Raw genomic sequence first — 17,467 nt, forward strand, 5'->3', positions numbered from 1 at the left:
CCCACCCCTATAAAAGTATGAGGAGGAAGTAAAATGTTCCAAGCAAATGTTGTATTAGATGCCACAGGCTTAGCATGTCCAATGCCTATCGTCAAAACGAAGAAGAAAATGAAGGATTTAGAGGCTGGCGACGTATTAGAAATTCAAGCAACGGATAAAGGCTTTACCGCAGATCTAAAAGCATGGGCGAGAAGCTCAGGTCATGAGTATCTAGGTACTGAAACAGAGGGAGACGTCCTTCGTCACTTTCTTCGTAAAGGAGGAGAGCGTCCGTCAAAAAGCGGATCTTCGGTTCCGGAGATTTCATTAGAAGCTTTCAAACAGAAAGTCGAAAGTGCTGAGCCTCTTAACATCTTAGATGTTCGGGAGGCGGAGGAGTATGAAGAAGCTCATATCCCCGGTGCAGCGCATATTCCTCTTGGTGAAGTGGAACAGCGCTCTCATGAGTTAAACAAAGATGATGAAATGTATATCATTTGCCATTCGGGAAGAAGAAGTGAAATGGCAGCACAAACGATGAAAAAACAAGGCTTTAAAAAGTTAATCAACGTTGTCCCAGGTATGCGTGACTGGACAGGTAAAACAGAAAAAGGAGGTATTTAAACATGACCGTACAGGCACTTACCGCAAAAGAAGTGACACAAAAAATCTTGAATAAAGAACCGTTATTCATCCTTGATGTGCGTAATGAAAATGATTTTAGCGATTGGAAGATTGAAGGGCATCATGTTGAGCATTTGAATATTCCTTATTTCGACCTTTTAGATGGCGTGGAAGATATCTTGGATATCATTCCTTCGAATAAAGAAGTACTTGTCGTCTGCGCCAAAGAAGGCTCATCCGTGATGGTGTCCGAGATGCTTTCAGAAGCCGGTCTTTCTGTATCGTATCTTAAAGGCGGTATGAAGGCGTGGAGCGAGCATTTAGAACCGGTAAAAGTCGGCGATTTAAAAGACGGCGGAGAGATTTATCAATTTGTTCGAATCGGTAAAGGCTGTCTATCATACATGGTTTTATCTGATGGGGAAGCCGCGATTATCGATGCTACACGTATGGCGGAGGTCTTTTTAAATTTTGCGAAGGAGAAGGGTGTGACGATTACACATGTGTTTGATACACACCTTCACGCAGACCATATTTCTGGCGGCAGAGCGATTGCCGAAAAAACAAAAGCAACTTACTGGTTACCGCCGAAAGACGCCGAAGAAGCGGTATTCGACTATCAGCCGCTGGAAGAAGGAAATGATGTCGCCATTGGGGATACAACAATTGCGATTCAGCCGATTTATTCTCCCGGCCATACCATTGGCTCCACTTCTTTCATTGTCGATAATCAGTATCTCCTTTCAGGCGACATCCTGTTTATTGACTCGATCGGCAGGCCGGATTTAGCCGGTATGGCAGAAGATTGGGTAGGTGATTTAAGAGAAACACTTTACAGCCGTTACAAAGCGTTATCAAATGAGTTCATCGTGCTGCCGGCACACTTTATGATCATTGACGAGTTAAATGAGGATGGAAGCGTTGGTAAAAAACTAGGGGCATTGTTTGCGGAGAATCACGGTTTGAATATCGAGGATGAAACAGAATTTAGACACTTAGTGACAGACAATCTGCCGCCGCAGCCAAATGCATATCAAGAGATTCGCGAAACGAACATGGGAAAAATCAACTCGGATGAAGAAAAACAGCGTGAAATGGAAATCGGACCAAACCGTTGTGCGATTCGATAAAGACCTAAACAGAGGAGAGATGAACTTGAAATCAGATCAATTATTAGATGCAAAAGGGCTGGCATGTCCAATGCCAATCGTCAGAACAAAGAAAGCGATGAATGAATTAGAATCGGGGCAAATTTTAGAGGTGCATGCAACAGATAAAGGAATCAAAAATGACCTGGCGGCTTGGTCTCAATCAGGCGGCCATCACCTTTTAGAACATGTAGAAGAAGGCGGGGTCCTGAAATTCTGGATTCAAAAAGGCTAATCAATGTGAAAGGGTATCGAATGAAAAGATGCCCTTTTCCTTTGAAAAGGAGGGAATCCGAATGGATATGGCCTTTGTGATCACACTTTTCATCATAGGATTTATGGGTTCCTTTATCTCCGGAATGGTTGGTATAGGAGGATCTGTTGTGAACTATCCAATGTTATTGTACATTCCCCCTTTAGTGGGAGTCATGTCACTAACCGCCCATGAAGTGTCAGGGATTGGAGCTATCCAAGTTTTCTTTGCCGCTATCGGCGGTGTTTTGGCTTATCGCAAGAGTGGAGCTTTACATCAAGCATTAATTGTTTATATGGGAAGCAGTATCCTGATAGGAAGTATCATGGGGAGTTACTTTTCTTATCTCATACCTGAAAAAGGAATTCATTTCATATACGGAATCTTAGGCCTTATAGCTGTTATCTTAATTTTGATGCCTAAAAAAGGACGAGAACATAGAGAAGGAGAAGAAGTCACATTTAATAAATGGCTGGCTTCTTCCTTAGCCTTCATCATTGGGGGAGTATCAGGTATTTTAGGAGCTGGAGGCGCCTTTATCCTTGTTCCCGTTATGTTGTCCGTGTTAAACCTTCCTGTAAGAATCACCATTGCTTCCTCGCTTGCGATTACCTTTCTTTCATCAATTGGCGCAGCGGTTGGAAAAGTAATCACAGGTCAGGTGCTTTTTTTACCTGCTCTGGTTCTTATGATCGCTAGTTTAATTGCTTCCCCTATAGGGGCAAAAGCGGGGCAGAAATTAAATGCAAAATTCCTGCAATGGATGTTGGCTCTTTTCATTTCAGCAACAGTCGTTAAAATTTGGCTGGACTTTTTATAAATTACGTTATGGGAAAAGGAAGGCCGATCCCAGTGCTGGATGGGCTTCTTTTTGCTCGTGTTGATTTGGGCCAATTTTGATTATTGTCTTGGCATTTAGGACAGTTCTCTTCTTTTTTAAAACGATGGTTTGAACAGGTCAATATAAATCTGAGTACATTCCTTTAACCGTTGCATAGGATAATTTCATGACATGTTTAAAACTGTGGGGGATGAAAAAGTGTATTATGCACCTTATCTGTATCCATATTACGTGAATGGAGCAAACTATGACGATGGAAGATTTCCGTACAATGTAAACCAGTTTGATGATTGTCGCTCGTCGAATGGTCATGGAAGACTTTTGTTAACGGACTATGGGTCAAAATCGTTTGTCATTAATATTAATGAAGCAACGAAGCAAAATAACACTTTTCGTACGGCTTTATGGACGGGAACAAATTTACAAGTTACTTTAATGAGTCTAAATGTAGGCGAAGATATCGGTTTGGAAATGCATCCAAACGTTGATCAGTTCTTACGGATAGAACAAGGCCGGGGGATTGTTCAGATGGGCAAGAGCAGTGATCATTTACCCTTTAAAAGAAACGTCTACGATGATTCTGCCATCGTAATACCAGCCGGAACATGGCATAATCTCATCAATACTGGCAACATACCGTTAAAGCTATACTCGATTTATGCTCCTCCTAACCATCCATTTGGTACCATTCATGCAACCAAAGCGGCTGCAGCGGTTGCGGAAGAAGGAAGAAGGCTATAGATGATGGCAATGAAAATAAAGTAGTGTTTGGCGGGATTAGTCAAAGTACTATGAGTTCTTGCAGGGAAAGGGGATTCTCCTGAAAAAGCATCAGCTTGTGTAATCATCTCGTTAAGATTAAAAAATTGTTCAGGTTTTGCCAGTTTGGCAAAACCTTTTGATGTTGTGTTTTTGTCTATATTTCACTTCACGAATATAAGTCAAAGGGAGCGTGGACATGTTGAAAAATAACAGGATTTTACCTTATTGCCAAGTTGTATCATTCGAACTTCAACTATTTTTACTCAAATATTGATTTCCCCACATTCTCATGGCTGCAATAATCGGATAAAGCTTCTCACCTTGTTCTGTTAAAGAATATTCCACTTTCCTAGGTAGAGTATTCTCCACTTTTCTCTTTACAATCCCATCAGCTTCGAGTTCCCTCAGCTGTAATGTCAACATCCTTTGTGTGATGCCCGGTATTAATCGTTTCAGTTCATTAAACCTGACCGGTTGATCAGACAGGATGTCGATGATAATCCCTTTCCATTTCCCGCCTATCATATGTAAAGTCAGCTCCACGGGACAAGCCTTTTTGACTTCTGTACTGCAGACTCCAAAACCATTTAAACGGTTTGCCATATCATCCGCCCCTTAAGTTACAAAAATGTGCGTCATTACATGATCCATTCATTTGTATTACATTAATGATATCAAAATGCAAAGGAAGTGGTCTTACTTGAACATGATGCAAATATCAGAACATGTATTTAAATGCGGATTTGTGCTTGATGAGCCTGTTCACTTTCCCATTAATATTTGGTTCATTCAAGATGGTGATGATGTTTATATCATCGATACAGGAACAGAAAAGTTAGCAGATGCTCAAAGGCAGGCTGCATTAGCTATTGGAACGCCAAAAGCGATTTTGCTTACCCATGGCCACAGAGATCATATTGGAGGTGCGTCAAAGTGGTTAGAGCAGTTTAATATTCCGATTTATGCACATCAAAAAGAATTGATGTATATCAATGGAGAGGCGCCTTATCCGAATAAACATACAGTGGAAAAAACAGGGGTGGCCAATATTGTCCGGCCGCTGACAGAGCAAGCGCTTGATCACTTGCCCATCCAATTTTATTTAACGCCCGGGCATTCTCCAGGGCATGTTGTCTATCATCATGAAATCGACAACATCCTTTTAGCAGGAGACCTTTTCATTACAAGTCAAGAAGATTTACATCCGCCCATCAGAAAATTCAGCGTTGACATGAATGAGAACATAGACAGCGGAGCTGTGATGGATGAAATAAAGCCGGCTCTCATCAGTTCTTCACACGGACAAGATATTCTCTACAATGATGAATTGTATAAAAGATATGTTTTAAGGTATAGAGACTAAAGGAAAAAGAGCAGGTTCAAAAGCCTGCTTTTTATCATATCAGTGTTTTTCAGGTGACGATTTCTTATAAAAGTTCATGTATGTCGTCAACTCCGTGATTCCGATAAATTGAAGCAGCAGCTTGTGATTCAGATTTTCCAGTGCCAATTGAAAGGAACGTTCGATTTGGCCGTAGCTTTGATTGTCTAATTCATCCAAAAGCTGCTTCATGTTTTCAATATAATAAATCGTCTTCCTCAAGCTGCTGATAACTAAAATCTTCCGCAATTCAGATTGCGTAAACATTCTATAACCATTGTCTTGGTTTCTTTCCGAGCGAACCAGCCCTTCATATTCCCAATGACGAATAGCCGAAGTGTTGACACCTGCAATTTTTGCGGCTTCTCCGATACTCATATATTCTTTTAATTTTATATGTTGATATGTTGTAACATCAGCTTTTTGAATCATGGTGAGTATTTCTTCGACTCTTTGCTTTTCCACCTGTATATGGAATTGCTGTTCGTTTACTAACCAAAGGGCTTTTTCAAAATGTCCGTTCTTTATCATACGCATGGCTTGATAAACAACTGGGATGTCATAGGCTTTTAGCAATGCTCTAATTGCCGTAAAGGCTTGAACATGGATCGGTGTATAAACACGGTGTTTTCTTTTCGTTCTCGGTACATTCGGAATCAGCTGCTGTTCTTCATATCTTCTCAAGGTGGTTGTGCTTACATTGAGTTTTTTGGCCATTTGTTTGGGTGTATATGTTTCCATCCCTTCACTCCTTATTTAAAGTAAAACCTTCAAGTGCTACGGCAACATATTTTAAATGAAATCCTATCATATTAAGGGGAAAAAAGCACAAAACCGAAAGATTGCATGAATGTTATATGGTTGTAGTATAACGAGTTGGGAGTGAGATGATGGAGAAATTCATAAAACTGATCGATGAATCAGACATCAAGGTTGGTTTAGTTGGAAATCCCGGCGGCAAAACTGTCATGCTGCCGACAGCCAAAGAGACCGTATACGGTCAAGAAGCTGAACTTTTAAAGCAGTGGGGAGTAGACCCTGAATTAGGAAAACACGTTGTCGAGGGCCTCTGTGATACATTTCAAGTGTTGTATTTTGACTATGAAGGCCATCGCCTTCAGCATCCGAACCCGGAGAATCTTACACCTGAAAACATCGTCCAAGATTTGTTGGCCATTGCTGATAAAATGAACATTAAAAAGTTTCACTATTACGGATACTCATGGTTAGCTTTAGTAGGATTGCAGCTAGCGACTCGGACAAACCGATTAGAAAGCTTGATCATGGGCGGATTTCCGCCGATTGAAGGTCCGTATCAAGAAATGTTGACGGTGACCGCTAAAACATACGAACAGGTGTTGTCTCATAAAAATTCTCCTGGATCTGATGGGCAACAAAGCCCCGAACAAGTCGATTGGGATCATGTACAGGTCAAGATTGATGAAAATCAAACGAAACAGTTTTTCACAATGTATAAGCATTTAGCGTCATTTGATGATCGAGCAATTCAGCATCTGCTCACGATTCCAAGACTGACGTTCGCCGGTGAGAAAGACACGATTATGTATGGAGAAAACTTCGGCAATGTCACCGTCGATATTGCCGGTATCATCCAACAAAATAAACAAGAGCTAGAATCCCTAGGGTGGGATGTGGAAATCTTAAAAGGAGAGGATATGGATCACACGAAAACGATGCAGCCTGAAACGGTGCTGCCATTCATCAAACCTTGGTTGGTTAAAAATTCAAATGGGGGGAGGTGATGTGACATCAGTGGCATTCTCAATAAACAAGGGCTACATCTAATCCGCAAAGAACAACACAACATAAGCTGCACTGGTTAGTTAAGCTAAGCTTATCCTATTAGTTTTTTAGGCCGCAATAAAGTTCCTTATAAAATGGTTTGTAACCAATTGATAATAAGATGGATTCATTTTTATATTTTTATTTGGAAATCCCACGGATGCGACTTATTTTTTATGTTAATTTATGATTGGTGGTGTCGGCGGAGGCTTGACCGGTGCTGCGGCTTCTTGTAAAAAGAACAGCTAACGAGGGGAAGATGTAGGTTCCCCGTTATTTTAATTTGGTAAAGGTGATGTCATCTGAATAAATTAATATTACCTTCTATAACTGTTATTTTTGTTTTGTGGATTCTTTTGCAAATCGCTTTAAATATGAGTATTTTTAGTAATCCTTTAAATTATGGCATCGTGATCGTAATATTTTTCTTGTTTATAAAGTTAGCAAAGGAAAAATGAAGCAGGCAAAGCCGCCTGCTTTTTAGTTTGTTAATTGAAAAACAATAAAATCAGGGCACCTCAAATCCTCTGCAAATGAAGGGTATTTTTCGAGCATCTCTTTTGCCGGCTTTGGTTCGACGATGCTTTCTACATGAAAACCTGTGTGAAGCAAAGTATTGATATAGCTTGTCAGGGTTCGATGGAAGAATAGTATTTTTTCTTGATCACCCAGCCTTTGTTCGTACGCACCTTCATAAAAGTATCGGTCAACATTCCAGTGGAGCTTATGGCCGTCGGCTGTTTTCTCCCAGCCGCTTTCCGGGGTGATAAAACACGGATGTAAAATCGAAAAAATAAAACAGCCCCTGTCTGCGAGTAAGCGATGCATTTCTTGGAAGGCTTTTTCATAATCGGCGAGGTCTTGAATCACCATGTTGGACACGATCAAATCAAAGCTTTGATCCTCCAAGTCATGCAAGTTCTCGAGGTTTCCCTGTTGATAACGAATCGGCAGGCCGTTCGGCGTTCTTTCTTTGGCGATTTCGATCATTCTCGGCGAGTAGTCCACTGCCGTTACGCGAGCCCCCGCTTTGGCCAGCATTCTGCTTAAATACCCTTCACCACAGCCGGCATCAAGCACGTTTTTGTTTTTGACGTTTCCCATTAAGGAAAATAAAGCCGGGTTTAAAAAAACTTCTTTGTGAATGTCTCCTTGTTCGGTATGATTGGCGGCATACGCATCCGCAAATCGGTTCCATCTTTGAATGGCTTCCTCTGTGCCAACTTTCCTTGTCATATTTCTCCTCCTTTTCAAAGTCTGTTTATTCATTTAACGCGATATCCCCTGAGCATAAAACTCATCAATTTTTTCAAATACCCTTTGAATAAGGGTATTTGAGATAAAAGGATTTAACAAAACGGCCCGGAGCCAGCGGTTTCCCCTAAATGCAGGCAATGAAAAGAAGACGTTTTCTTCATTCAACAAAAACTGCTGCAATTTGAGATTCCAGTTATCCCTTTGAGCTTCATCAAGGCCCTGCGGGATGCCTCTAAAGCAGACAACGTTTGTATCCGGCTCGCCGGACAGTTCGAGATAATGGCGCTGTTTCACTTGATTGATAAACTCATCTTTTAATGCAAGGCTTCCATGCAACAGCTCCCTGTATCCTTTTAATCCGATGTGTTGAAGCGATAAATATAATTTTAGGATATCCGCATGCCGGGTGCCTTGAACGCTTATTTCACCCAGGTTTGTAAAGTCGGTTTCGTTCATATATGGGGCGGAAATGCGAAAATCGGTTTCCAAAACGCCGCGATTCTTGAATAGAACCATTGCACAGGTCTTTGCAATGTACATCCATTTTTGCGGATTGAATGTGATGGAATCGGCCATTTCGATACCGTTCAGCTTGTCGCGGTAAGCTTCTGAAAAAATGAGTGCTCCCCCGTACGCTGCGTCTACATGCAGCCACAATCCGTTTTCCTTTGCGATGTCAGCGATCGATCGAATGGGGTCGATGCTTCCTGTGACCGTCGTTCCGGCCGTGGCTGCAATCGCAAATGGCAACTTGCCTTCATTTTTTGCCTGACTGATTTTCTTTTTTAAATCGTCAAGATCCATTTTCGAATCTCTGTTGCTTTTCACTGGGATAATGCTGGAGGTACCGAGGCCCAACAACATCGCTGCTTTATGCAAGGAAGTATGGCTGACGTCTGAAGCAAAGATGACCGGCTGTTCGGAAAGATCGAATAATCCCGATTCCTTTACCTTTAATTGATGATTGCGCGCTGCTGCAAGCGCTTGAAGATTCGCGAGGCTCCCGCCGCTTGTCATCACGCCCCCTGAGTTATCATCGTATCCAAACATACGGGCGATGGTGCCCATAAGCTGTACTTCCATTTTTGAAAAGACAGGCGACATTTCCAGGCTCAGCATATTGTTGTTCACTGAAGTGCTGACGAATTCGCCCAGACAAGACATTAGAGTCGGAATGGAATCCATATGACCCATATAATTCGGGCTTAGAGGATTCATGGAGCTTTTTACAATCGCCTGCAACTTTTTTAAAAGCTCTTCTAATTCGACCCCAGTCTCGGGTATATTGCCGTAATGCGATGGTTCCGGGGAAGGCAAAGTGCGGTGATTCCCGGCGCTTCTTGCGTGCTCAATGACGAATTTGACGATTTGATCAACAAGAATTGAGATTTCCTTAATATTCTGGCCATTTGGATCAATAAAAGCGCTACTGGGCAAAAAGGATGGCTGCATAGTTCACACGCTGCTTTCTTTCACATTTTTTCTCAATTATAGCATTTTGATTTTGGCGTATCATGGTTGATTGATGAGTAATACGAGGGTCGAAGAACAAATAAAATGAACAAGTTATCATACAAAGTTATTTCTGAGTTCGTTTGAGCGCATTATGATATTACATAATGTGATAGTTAAGGTAAGTTACCCCTCTCAGTTTTACCTTCATGCTGAACGAAAGTGTGATGACAGAAGCTGCAATAGCGCCGGTCACAAGGCATTTGTACATGTCTATCAACAGAAGCCCGACACTACCCGGCGGTTTCCGATTGTAACGCGTTCTCTTTGATTCATTCCTCCATTTTCGAGAGCGTCTCTAAACAATCGGGAGCTTATCGCCGATCATATAAGTAAGGAAATTTATGCAAAAGGATAGATGAATGGAGTTTTTGATAATGGAATTTAACGAGCTTATCGAAACGCGCCACTCTGCAAATAATTTTCTGGAAGATGTTCAAATCACGGTGAAAGATTTGGAGCCTATCTTTGAGGATATCAAGCTAGCGCCTTCGGCGTTCAATTTGCAGCATGCAGAGTATAAAGTGGTATTGGATAAGGATTTAAAAGAAAAAGTCAGGGAAGCTGCGAATGGCCAATATAAAGTGCATTCAGCCTCTGCTGTGATTTTAGTGACGGGAGACCGCTACGCCTACCGGCAAACGGAAAAAATCAATGAAGGCATGAGGGATCTAGGAATTATTAAGGACTTTGAGCTGCAGGAAATGATCGAAAACAATACCGATTTTTACGAGTCGCGAGGGGAGCAATTCATGAAGGAAGAGGCGATTCGCAATGCTTCTCTTTCTGCGATGATGTTTATGCTCGCCGCCAAGAACCGGGGATGGGACACGTGTCCGATGATCGGATTTGACAGCGATCAGGTCCGCGAGTTGCTAGAGATCCCGGATACACATGAAATCGTCCTCATGATAACGATCGGCAAAGAAAAAGAAAGCAGCCGACGCTTGAGAGGATATCGCAAGCCGGTTAATGAATTTGTTTCTTTCTATTAAAAATAGGGGGCGGCCGTAAGAAAGGCCGCCCTTTTTATTGATGAGACAGCACTTCGACTAAGTGGTCAAGATCAAGCTGAAGGTGGCGGATCATCGCTTTTGATGCCTGCTCATCGTCTCTTTGTTTCATATGGTGAAAAATTTCGCGATGCTGTTCCAAAATGGCTTCAGCCCGTTTTTCTCCTTGAAAATTCAAAATGCGGAAATAATAAATTAACCCTTCCAAATCGTTGAGCTGTTTCCGCAATAGATTGTTTTGTGTATATTGGATAATTAAGTCGTGAAATGTATCATTTAATTCGATAATTGTGTTTTGATCCTTGGATTGAAGGATGGCTTCTTCCGTTTTTTGTAAAATATCTTCAATCGTTTTCAGTTCCTCTGCCGTTGCAATTCTTGTCGTCAATCCCGCAGCGAATGATTCAAGCGCCATCCGGCAAAAATAGATTTCTTCAACGTCCTTTATTGTCGGCTGATAGACCTTCACTCTTGAGTCGATGACGATGAGCCCCTCTTTTTCCAGAACCCTGATCGCTTCTCTTAAAGGGCTTTTACTGACGCCGAGCTCTTTGGCTAACTTCGCTTCGGCGATTCGTTCACCGGGTTTTAATTTCCCTTCAAAAATCATTCGCTTAATCGCGTGGTAGGATTGTTCATAAAACGGTTTTGGTTTTTCAATCACGCTTCTCATCCTCGTATTCGTTCTCATTTCGTATTTTACCACAGGTTCCTTCGTTATCTCCCACTATAACCACTGCAAGTGCAGGATAAACAAAATGCCCGGCTGCAAGCCGGGCACTGAATTAAAACAAGAGAATGAACCCTGAAACGGCAGGAGTTAAAAATAAACCTGATTTCAAGACGGCTTTCGGCAGGACATTGGTGAATTTAGCCCCGACATATGCACCGCACATCGTACCGGCCAAGATTTTGAGCAATAGAATATAATCGACGAATCCCTCTGAAATATAGCCGGCCCCTCCGCCTAACGAGAGCGGAATAATGACGAGCATCGTCGTTCCTACGGAATGGCGAATCGACAGGTTCAGCATCATCATCAACCCGATTTGAATAAAAGGCGCAGAGCCGATTCCGAACGTTCCGGACAGAATGCCGGCCATGATTCCCAATAAACTGGCCTTGATCCAAAAGGCAAGGTTCGTTTCCTGGGTAGCTTCTTTTGCTTTCAAAAAGAACAATCTGATTAAAATCAGGATGGCTGATAAAAATAACATTCCTGCGGTCATATAATGCAATGAACTTGAAGGTATAAGAGAAGTCAGCTTAGCCCCTCCAAAGGATCCGGCTGCAGCAAAACAGCCGACGGTTAAGCCGATTTTCAGCTTGATATTTCCTTCGCGAAAGTGGCTGTACGTGCCTGATAAACTTGTAAAAGCCATGCCGGCCAGAGACGTTCCCAACGCTGTATGAATCGGAATGTGAAACAGCATCGTTAACAGTGCGATAACGAATCCGGCTCCGCCGGCTCCGACAAAGCCAAGCACAAGACCTAATAAAAACATAACGAGCACAATCAACATGTTCCTTCTTCTCCTTTATGAATACCTGATTTCGTGCAATCTAATGGTCGACGGTATACAGTCGACCAAAATCAATAACAACATCTTACTCTATTATTTCCATATTGACAAGACGGCCGAGAGGGCATATGTCGTCTACTTCCAAGTTAAAGGACATTCCTGTTGACAAAGCAGCCTATTTGTAATTATGATAGTTACATAAAGTGTAACAAATTTTGTTACAGATAGAGGTTAAAACATTCAGGAGGAATTTGAAATGAAAATGCTAGTAACGAGGGCAACTGGAAAATTAGGATCAAAAATTGCGGAAAAACTGCTGGAAACTGTACCGGTGGATCAGCTGGCGGTCAGCGTCCGCAATCCGGAAAAAGCGGAAAGCTTAAAAGCGCGCGGGGTGGATGTGCGCCATGGAGATTTTGATCAGCCGGAAACATTGGATGCCGCGTTTAAAGGTGTCGACCGTTTGCTGATGATTTCTGCGGATGGCGATAATGAAACAAGAATTCGGCAGCACGGCAATGCGGTAGCTGCCGCAGAGCGCGCCGGGGTTCAATTCATCGCTTATACGAGCATCGCGAATGCGCGAGAAAGCGAAAACTTCCCGGCGCCGACGCATAAGGCGACAGAAGAGGCCATTTTAAAAACGGGAATTCCTTATTCCTTTCTGCGCAATAACTGGTATTTGGAAAACGAAATCTCAAGCATCCAAGGCGTTCTGGCAGGTGCACCTTGGGTAACATCGGCCGGCAATGGCAAAGTGGGCTGGGCGCTGCAGCAGGATTATGCAGACGCAGCGGCAGCAGTGCTTGCGGGAGACGGACACGAAAACACGGTCTATGAGCTTTCCGGCCGCTTATTGACGCAAGATGAACTGGTGTCCGTCCTGTCCGAAGTATTGGGCAAAGAAGTGCCGCTTCAACACGTTGACGACGCCGGCTATGCCGAAGTGATGAAAAACGCCGGTTTACCCGATTTCCTTGTTCCGATGCTTGTCGACATCCAAAAAGGGATTCGCGAAGGCACACTTGCAGTCGAGAGCGATGACTTCGAAAACGTCCTTGGCCGCCCGTTGACTCCGATAAAAGAAGCGCTTGCGCAAATCGTTGCTGGAATGTCTGAGACAAAGTTATAAGCGGCGTTGTCCTCCGCAACAATAAGAGAGCCTGTAAAACTTCAGGCTCTTTTTTTATGTCTAAACATCCAGTTGACATCATATAGTTTACAGGTATAAACTATATTCATTATGAATAAAGTTTAGAGGTATAAACCAATACAGAGGTGAAAATGTTGGATGAAAAAAAGTTGTGTCAAGCGATCGATCTGTTTGCAGAGGTATTGTTTGAAGGCACGGAGTTTGTACAGCGTGAAATCAATGACGATGTCTTTCAGCACATCTCCAGGGAACAGGCTGACCTGCTGACGATTCTGAAAATCAAAGGACCTTGTTCACCTGGAAGTTTGGCGCTCATCCAAAACGTACATAAAAGCGCTATATCCAACAGATTGAAGAAAATGCTGGAAAAAGGGTTTGTCGAATGGGATGATTCGCAAGTCAATCGTGACAAACGATCCAAGCTGATCAACATAACGGAAAAAGGCGAAAAAATGATGGAAGAATTAAATTCAGCCGTTTTTCAATCATTAAGAAAACTGATTGATGATACAGATGAGGAACATTTGGACGCTTTTATTGAAATATTCAAAATTTTAAAGAATAAATTTAAAGGAGACCACACGCCATGAGATTTATCGTCAAAAGTAAGTGGATCATCGCGGCGGTTGTTTTAGCGTTGACGGTCATATTGAGCATATTTTCGCCAAACTTGACCGAGCTCGCCAATGAAAAGGGGCAGGCTCAGCTTCCGGCTGATTCCATCTCCGAGAGGGCGAAGGATATTCTCAAAAGCGCCGGGGAAAACAACAACACGGTCAGTGTTGTCTTTGCGCTGGATCATGCCTTAAAGAAAAATGAAAAAGAGAATATGCAGGAATTCATAGACCAAATTCAAAAGATTGATGGAGTGGAAGGTGTCACATCTCCTCTGTCAGGCGACAAGCAGATCCGCGATCAATTGATGTCAAAGGATCGGAAAACGGTCCTCATTCCTGTAACGGTGACGGGGTCTGATCAACAGGTGGAAAAAATGGCGGATCGTATGTATCAAATGGTTCCCGATGATATGACCGCCTATATTACGGGAGCGTCCCTTATCAATCAGGATTTTGCCCACAGTTCAGAAGAAGGGCTGAAGAAAACGGAAGTCATCACGGTCATTTTGATTATCGGCTTGCTTCTGGTCGTTTTCCGTTCAGTGGTCACGCCTTTCGTTCCGATTATTGTTGTCGGTTTTTCCTATTTGATCAGCCAATCCTTATTAGCGATTTTAGTCGACAATGTTGGCTTTCCGATTTCGACCTTTACGCAAACGTTTCTCGTCGCCATCTTGTTCGGGATTGGGACGGATTATTGCATCCTGCTTTTGACGCGTTTCCGCGAAGAGCTGGCCAACGGACATGACAAGGTCGAATCGACGCTGATCGCTTACCGTACGGCGGGGAAAACATTGTTTATCAGCGGTTTTGCCGTATTGATCGGATTTGCCGTTTTGGGATTTGCCAAGTTTGCCGTCTTCCAATCCGCTGTAGGCGTCGCCGTCGGAGTCGGCGTCTTGATGATCATCTTGTATACGCTCTTGCCATTGTTTATGGCAACACTTGGCGATAAATTATTTTGGCCGTCCAAAAAGGTTCTTTCTCATCATGATAATCGATTGTGGGCTTTTCTTGGAAGGCATTCGGTGGCGCGGCCATTCCTGTTTCTCGTGATCACAGCCATCATAACCGTGCCGTTTATGCTGACGCATGATGATCAAATCTCCTTTGACTCGACTTCAGAGATTAGCAGCAGCTATCGATCGGTTAAAGGCTTGGAGGCGATTAAAGAAGGTCTTGGCGAAGGAAGAGCTTTTCCTGTCAATGTCGTCATCAAAGGGGATGACAAGCTGACGACGGCGGAAACGATCCCCTATCTCAGAAACATCAGCAAAGCGATCGAGAAAGTCGAGCATGTTGATTCGGTCATGACCATCACACAGCCGACTGGAACAGAAATAGAAGATTTAAGTATTGATCACCAGCTGAAAGCCGTATCAGACGGCCTGGATCAAACAACAAAAGGACTTGCTGATGTTCAAAGCGGTCTAACAACTGTGGAAGATGGGCTGAGAAAAATCGCGGGGCAAACGGGCGGTTCATCAGCAAATGGATCATCCGGCGGCTCGCTTGCTGATACGGCGGATGGATTGGGGAAAATCAACAGCCAGCTTCAGCTCGTCAGCGGGCAGATGGCCCAAACAGGCGATGTCTCACAAGCGGTGCCGCAGCTGACGGCCATCAGCGGACAGCTGGGACAGATTCAAAACGGGCTTGAGCAAGCCGACCGCGAGCTCTCGTCACAGCAAAAGCAAGCCGGCGCTTTAACAGGTAGTCTCGGCCAGCTGGCGGACGGTGTGAAGAGCGCAAACGACGGTCTTGTGAAAATCACCGATGGTGTGACGGCATCCGCTGACATGCTGGAGAACATGAGCAAAAGCTCTGCGGTGAAGGACACAGGCATATTCCTTCCCGAACAAGTGATGAAAAACAAAGATTTTAAAAAATCGATTAACAACTACTCGTTTTCAGATGGCAAAGGTGTTCAATTAAGCGTCGTCCTAGACATCAATCCTTATTCAGAACAGGCGATTGCGACCGTCAATCAGATTAAAAAAGTCGTGAATGAAGCGGCTGACGGCACACCTTTTGATGATGCGGATATTGTATACGGCGGGGTATCGAGCCAGAACGCGGATTTAAAAGACATCTCCACAACGGACCTGTCCCGGACGATGGTCATTATGATCATTGGGCTGTTTTTAGTATTGACCATTTTGTTCCGCTCTATGATTATGCCGATCTATATGATTGCATCTCTATTTATCACGTATTATACGTCGATGTCGATCACGGAGTTCATGTTTGTTGATCTTCTGGGAAATGACGGAGTCAGCTGGGCTGTGCCGTTCTTTAGCTTTGTGATTCTGATTGCTTTAGGAATCGATTATTCGATCTTCCTTCTCGATCGGTTCAAAGAAGAGGTGCACCTCGGCATCCATGAAGGCATCGTCAAGTCAATGGGCAAGATGGGCTCTGTCATTATAACAGCAGCGATCATCTTGGCCGGCACATTCGCGGCGATGATGCCGTCAGGGGTCAATACGCTCATGCAAGTGGCTACCGTTGTGATTGTCGGTCTTCTGCTTTACGGACTCATCATCCTTCCGTTGTTGATTCCGGCGCTGATTGTGACATTTGGAGAAGGGAACTGGTGGCCGTTCGGCAGGAAAAAGACAATTGAATAAGAAAAAAGAGTGGTGGATCATGTCCATCACTTTTTTTGTGTTTTAAATGGAAGCCTTCCGGGTATGGTTTTCTCAGAAGGTTGAAGTGTGGGGGGATCATATATGGCCGTTCTAGAGATGTTTTCTTATATAGGAATCGCCATAGGCCTTGTTCAGGCAGCCGTGATCACAATAGATGTCATCAGGCGACCGCAGCATTTGCCGATCATGAATGTTGTCTGGCCGGTGACTGGTTTATATTTTCCGATTATCGGTTTTTGGGCGTACGATTCATTGGGAAGACAAACTGAACAAGCGGGAAATGATCATAAACCGTTTTGGCAAAGCGTTTTCATATCAACGACGCATTGCACGAGCGGCTGTTCATTAGGAGACTTGATCGGCGCTCCTCTTGTTTATCTCCTTGGCTGGACTGTTTTGGGGAGCATGCTGTTTGCAGAGTTTGCAGTCGAATTTATTCTGGCGTTTATTCTTGGGATCGTCTTTCAATACTACGGTATGGGCGCCCATGGGAAAAGCCGTTTATCAGCCGCCCTTAAAGCGGATACATGGTCATTAATCGCGTTTGAGATTGGGATGTTTGGCTGGATGGCGCTTGTGCACTTTGTATTCTTTGCGGAAAGTCCGAAACCGGACAGCCCTGTTTTTTGGCTGATGATGCAAATCGCCATGATCATCGGTTTTTTCACCAGCTATCCAGCCAATTGGTACCTAGTGAAAAAAGGGATTAAGCATGTGATGTAAAAAAGGGAGCGGGCATGAAAGCCCGCCTTTTTGCGGTGGTGTTCCTTCGGGGCCGCTCGTGTCTTTTTTTAATGAGGCGCCGCCTGAGCTTGCTTTGAAAAAACCTAGTGAAGAGACTTCTGACTAAGGGCCCCATAATGAATAGCTGCAGCGGATAAGCCAGGACAAAGTTTTTCAGAACGATTGCCATATAGGCCGGTGCTGTTGTACCAAATCGCGATCGTGTC

18 protein-coding genes and 2 pseudogenes are annotated in these 17,467 nt (G+C 43.5%); 13 read left to right on the plus strand and 7 right to left on the minus strand.

The annotated features are described in order from the left end of the window. Positions 1–33 precede the first annotated feature (33 nt). The 5 genes and pseudogenes from ACINLD_RS12665 to ACINLD_RS12685 all read left to right on the plus strand — a co-directional run bounded on the left by ACINLD_RS12665 (position 34) and on the right by ACINLD_RS12685 (position 3,586). On the plus strand, positions 34–603 hold the full coding sequence (locus ACINLD_RS12665) for a sulfurtransferase TusA family protein (RefSeq protein ID WP_077735824.1): 570 nt from the start codon (positions 34–36) through the stop codon (positions 601–603). Continuing rightward, positions 566–1,733: pseudogene (locus ACINLD_RS12670) on the plus strand (MBL fold metallo-hydrolase). The gene ACINLD_RS12665 and the pseudogene ACINLD_RS12670 overlap by 38 nt, the downstream one beginning before the upstream one ends. 25 nt (positions 1,734–1,758) lie before the next feature. After that, entirely contained in the window at positions 1,759–1,986 is a 228-nt protein-coding gene (locus ACINLD_RS12675) for a sulfurtransferase TusA family protein (RefSeq protein ID WP_026585659.1), read from the plus strand. A gap of 61 nt (positions 1,987–2,047) precedes the next feature. Next, positions 2,048–2,824 (plus strand): sulfite exporter TauE/SafE family protein, encoded by a 777-nt coding sequence (locus tag ACINLD_RS12680; protein ID WP_026585660.1) that lies wholly within the window; start codon positions 2,048–2,050, stop codon positions 2,822–2,824. 219 nt (positions 2,825–3,043) lie between these two features. Further along, a complete protein-coding gene (locus ACINLD_RS12685) occupies positions 3,044–3,586 on the plus strand; it encodes a cupin domain-containing protein (protein ID WP_026585661.1) in 543 nt (180 codons plus the stop codon). 270 nt (positions 3,587–3,856) lie between these two features. On the opposite strand, the gene ACINLD_RS12690 is transcribed toward ACINLD_RS12685, so the two are convergent. Further along, positions 3,857–4,210, minus strand: a complete 354-nt coding sequence (locus tag ACINLD_RS12690; RefSeq protein ID WP_410207023.1) for a winged helix-turn-helix transcriptional regulator — start codon at positions 4,208–4,210, stop codon at positions 3,857–3,859. A 97-nt stretch (positions 4,211–4,307) separates the two neighbouring features. Between ACINLD_RS12690 and ACINLD_RS12695 the strand changes: the two genes are divergently transcribed. Further along, the gene (locus ACINLD_RS12695) at positions 4,308–4,970 is read left to right on the plus strand and encodes an MBL fold metallo-hydrolase (protein ID WP_410207024.1); all 663 of its coding nucleotides are present in this window, start codon (positions 4,308–4,310) and stop codon (positions 4,968–4,970) included. Positions 4,971–5,009: 39 nt separating this feature from the next. On the opposite strand, the gene ACINLD_RS12700 is transcribed toward ACINLD_RS12695, so the two are convergent. Then, on the minus strand, positions 5,010–5,729 hold the full coding sequence (locus ACINLD_RS12700) for a MerR family transcriptional regulator (protein WP_410207025.1): 720 nt from the start codon (positions 5,727–5,729) through the stop codon (positions 5,010–5,012). 149 nt (positions 5,730–5,878) lie between these two features. Between ACINLD_RS12700 and ACINLD_RS12705 the strand changes: the two genes are divergently transcribed. Together ACINLD_RS12705 and ACINLD_RS12710 are read left to right on the plus strand one after the other, a co-directional pair. Further along, positions 5,879–6,751: an alpha/beta fold hydrolase gene (locus tag ACINLD_RS12705; RefSeq protein WP_409444784.1), complete on the plus strand. Its 873-nt coding sequence runs from the start codon at positions 5,879–5,881 to the stop codon at positions 6,749–6,751. Between the two features lie 342 nt (positions 6,752–7,093). Further along, entirely contained in the window at positions 7,094–7,249 is a 156-nt protein-coding gene (locus ACINLD_RS12710; RefSeq protein WP_236251296.1) for a hypothetical protein, read from the plus strand. A 22-nt stretch (positions 7,250–7,271) separates the two neighbouring features. On the opposite strand, the gene ACINLD_RS12715 is transcribed toward ACINLD_RS12710, so the two are convergent. Continuing rightward, positions 7,272–8,027, minus strand: a complete 756-nt coding sequence (locus ACINLD_RS12715; RefSeq protein ID WP_077735816.1) for a class I SAM-dependent methyltransferase — start codon at positions 8,025–8,027, stop codon at positions 7,272–7,274. Positions 8,028–8,060: 33 nt separating this feature from the next. Beyond that, complete coding sequence (locus ACINLD_RS12720; RefSeq protein WP_077735815.1) at positions 8,061–9,500, minus strand: pyridoxal phosphate-dependent decarboxylase family protein; 1,440 nt, start codon at positions 9,498–9,500, stop codon at positions 8,061–8,063. 434 nt (positions 9,501–9,934) lie between these two features. Here ACINLD_RS12720 and ACINLD_RS12725 point away from each other — a divergent pair, with 434 nt between their 5' ends. Continuing rightward, entirely contained in the window at positions 9,935–10,555 is a 621-nt protein-coding gene (locus ACINLD_RS12725; protein ID WP_256860245.1) for a nitroreductase family protein, read from the plus strand. Between the two features lie 34 nt (positions 10,556–10,589). Here ACINLD_RS12725 and ACINLD_RS12730 read toward each other — a convergent pair whose 3' ends face one another. Together ACINLD_RS12730 and ACINLD_RS12735 are read right to left on the minus strand one after the other, a co-directional pair. After that, on the minus strand, positions 10,590–11,246 hold the full coding sequence (locus tag ACINLD_RS12730) for a GntR family transcriptional regulator (RefSeq protein WP_077735868.1): 657 nt from the start codon (positions 11,244–11,246) through the stop codon (positions 10,590–10,592). Positions 11,247–11,358: 112 nt separating this feature from the next. Continuing rightward, positions 11,359–12,096: a sulfite exporter TauE/SafE family protein gene (locus ACINLD_RS12735; RefSeq protein WP_077735814.1), complete on the minus strand. Its 738-nt coding sequence runs from the start codon at positions 12,094–12,096 to the stop codon at positions 11,359–11,361. Positions 12,097–12,352: 256 nt separating this feature from the next. Between ACINLD_RS12735 and ACINLD_RS12740 the strand changes: the two genes are divergently transcribed. The 4 genes from ACINLD_RS12740 (at position 12,353) to ACINLD_RS12755 (ending at position 17,240) form a co-directional block, all read left to right on the plus strand. Then, complete coding sequence (locus ACINLD_RS12740) at positions 12,353–13,228, plus strand: SDR family oxidoreductase (protein WP_410207026.1); 876 nt, start codon at positions 12,353–12,355, stop codon at positions 13,226–13,228. Between the two features lie 155 nt (positions 13,229–13,383). After that, the gene (locus ACINLD_RS12745) at positions 13,384–13,839 is read left to right on the plus strand and encodes a MarR family winged helix-turn-helix transcriptional regulator (RefSeq protein WP_026585681.1); all 456 of its coding nucleotides are present in this window, start codon (positions 13,384–13,386) and stop codon (positions 13,837–13,839) included. After that, positions 13,836–16,496, plus strand: a complete 2,661-nt coding sequence (locus ACINLD_RS12750) for an MMPL family transporter (RefSeq protein ID WP_077735812.1) — start codon at positions 13,836–13,838, stop codon at positions 16,494–16,496. Before ACINLD_RS12745 ends, ACINLD_RS12750 begins: the two co-directional genes overlap by 4 nt. Positions 16,497–16,598: 102 nt before the next feature. Then, on the plus strand, positions 16,599–17,240 hold the full coding sequence (locus tag ACINLD_RS12755) for a DUF4396 domain-containing protein (RefSeq protein ID WP_026585683.1): 642 nt from the start codon (positions 16,599–16,601) through the stop codon (positions 17,238–17,240). 85 nt (positions 17,241–17,325) lie between these two features. On the opposite strand, the pseudogene ACINLD_RS12760 reads toward ACINLD_RS12755, so the two are convergent. After that, positions 17,326–17,436, minus strand: a pseudogene (locus ACINLD_RS12760) (DUF2798 domain-containing protein); the annotation flags it as partial. Positions 17,437–17,467 lie beyond the last annotated feature (31 nt).

This window comes from Bacillus sp. z60-11, assembly GCF_046464135.1.
GTDB lineage: Bacteria > Bacillota > Bacilli > Bacillales > Bacillaceae > Bacillus > Bacillus sonorensis_A.

Coding starts and splice junctions, on each gene's coding strand:
- ACINLD_RS12665 (WP_077735824.1), top strand. CDS start 34: ATGTTCCAAGCAAATGTTGTATTAGATGCCACAGGCTTAGCATGTCCA.
- ACINLD_RS12680 (WP_026585660.1), top strand. CDS start 2,048: ATGGATATGGCCTTTGTGATCACACTTTTCATCATAGGATTTATGGGT.
- ACINLD_RS12690 (WP_410207023.1), bottom strand. CDS start 4,210: ATGGCAAACCGTTTAAATGGTTTTGGAGTCTGCAGTACAGAAGTCAAA.
- ACINLD_RS12700 (WP_410207025.1), bottom strand. CDS start 5,729: ATGGAAACATATACACCCAAACAAATGGCCAAAAAACTCAATGTAAGC.
- ACINLD_RS12705 (WP_409444784.1), top strand. CDS start 5,879: ATGGAGAAATTCATAAAACTGATCGATGAATCAGACATCAAGGTTGGT.
- ACINLD_RS12715 (WP_077735816.1), bottom strand. CDS start 8,027: ATGACAAGGAAAGTTGGCACAGAGGAAGCCATTCAAAGATGGAACCGA.
- ACINLD_RS12720 (WP_077735815.1), bottom strand. CDS start 9,500: ATGCAGCCATCCTTTTTGCCCAGTAGCGCTTTTATTGATCCAAATGGC.
- ACINLD_RS12730 (WP_077735868.1), bottom strand. CDS start 11,246: ATGAGAAGCGTGATTGAAAAACCAAAACCGTTTTATGAACAATCCTAC.
- ACINLD_RS12735 (WP_077735814.1), bottom strand. CDS start 12,096: ATGTTGATTGTGCTCGTTATGTTTTTATTAGGTCTTGTGCTTGGCTTT.
- ACINLD_RS12740 (WP_410207026.1), top strand. CDS start 12,353: ATGAAAATGCTAGTAACGAGGGCAACTGGAAAATTAGGATCAAAAATT.
- ACINLD_RS12750 (WP_077735812.1), top strand. CDS start 13,836: ATGAGATTTATCGTCAAAAGTAAGTGGATCATCGCGGCGGTTGTTTTA.
- ACINLD_RS12755 (WP_026585683.1), top strand. CDS start 16,599: ATGGCCGTTCTAGAGATGTTTTCTTATATAGGAATCGCCATAGGCCTT.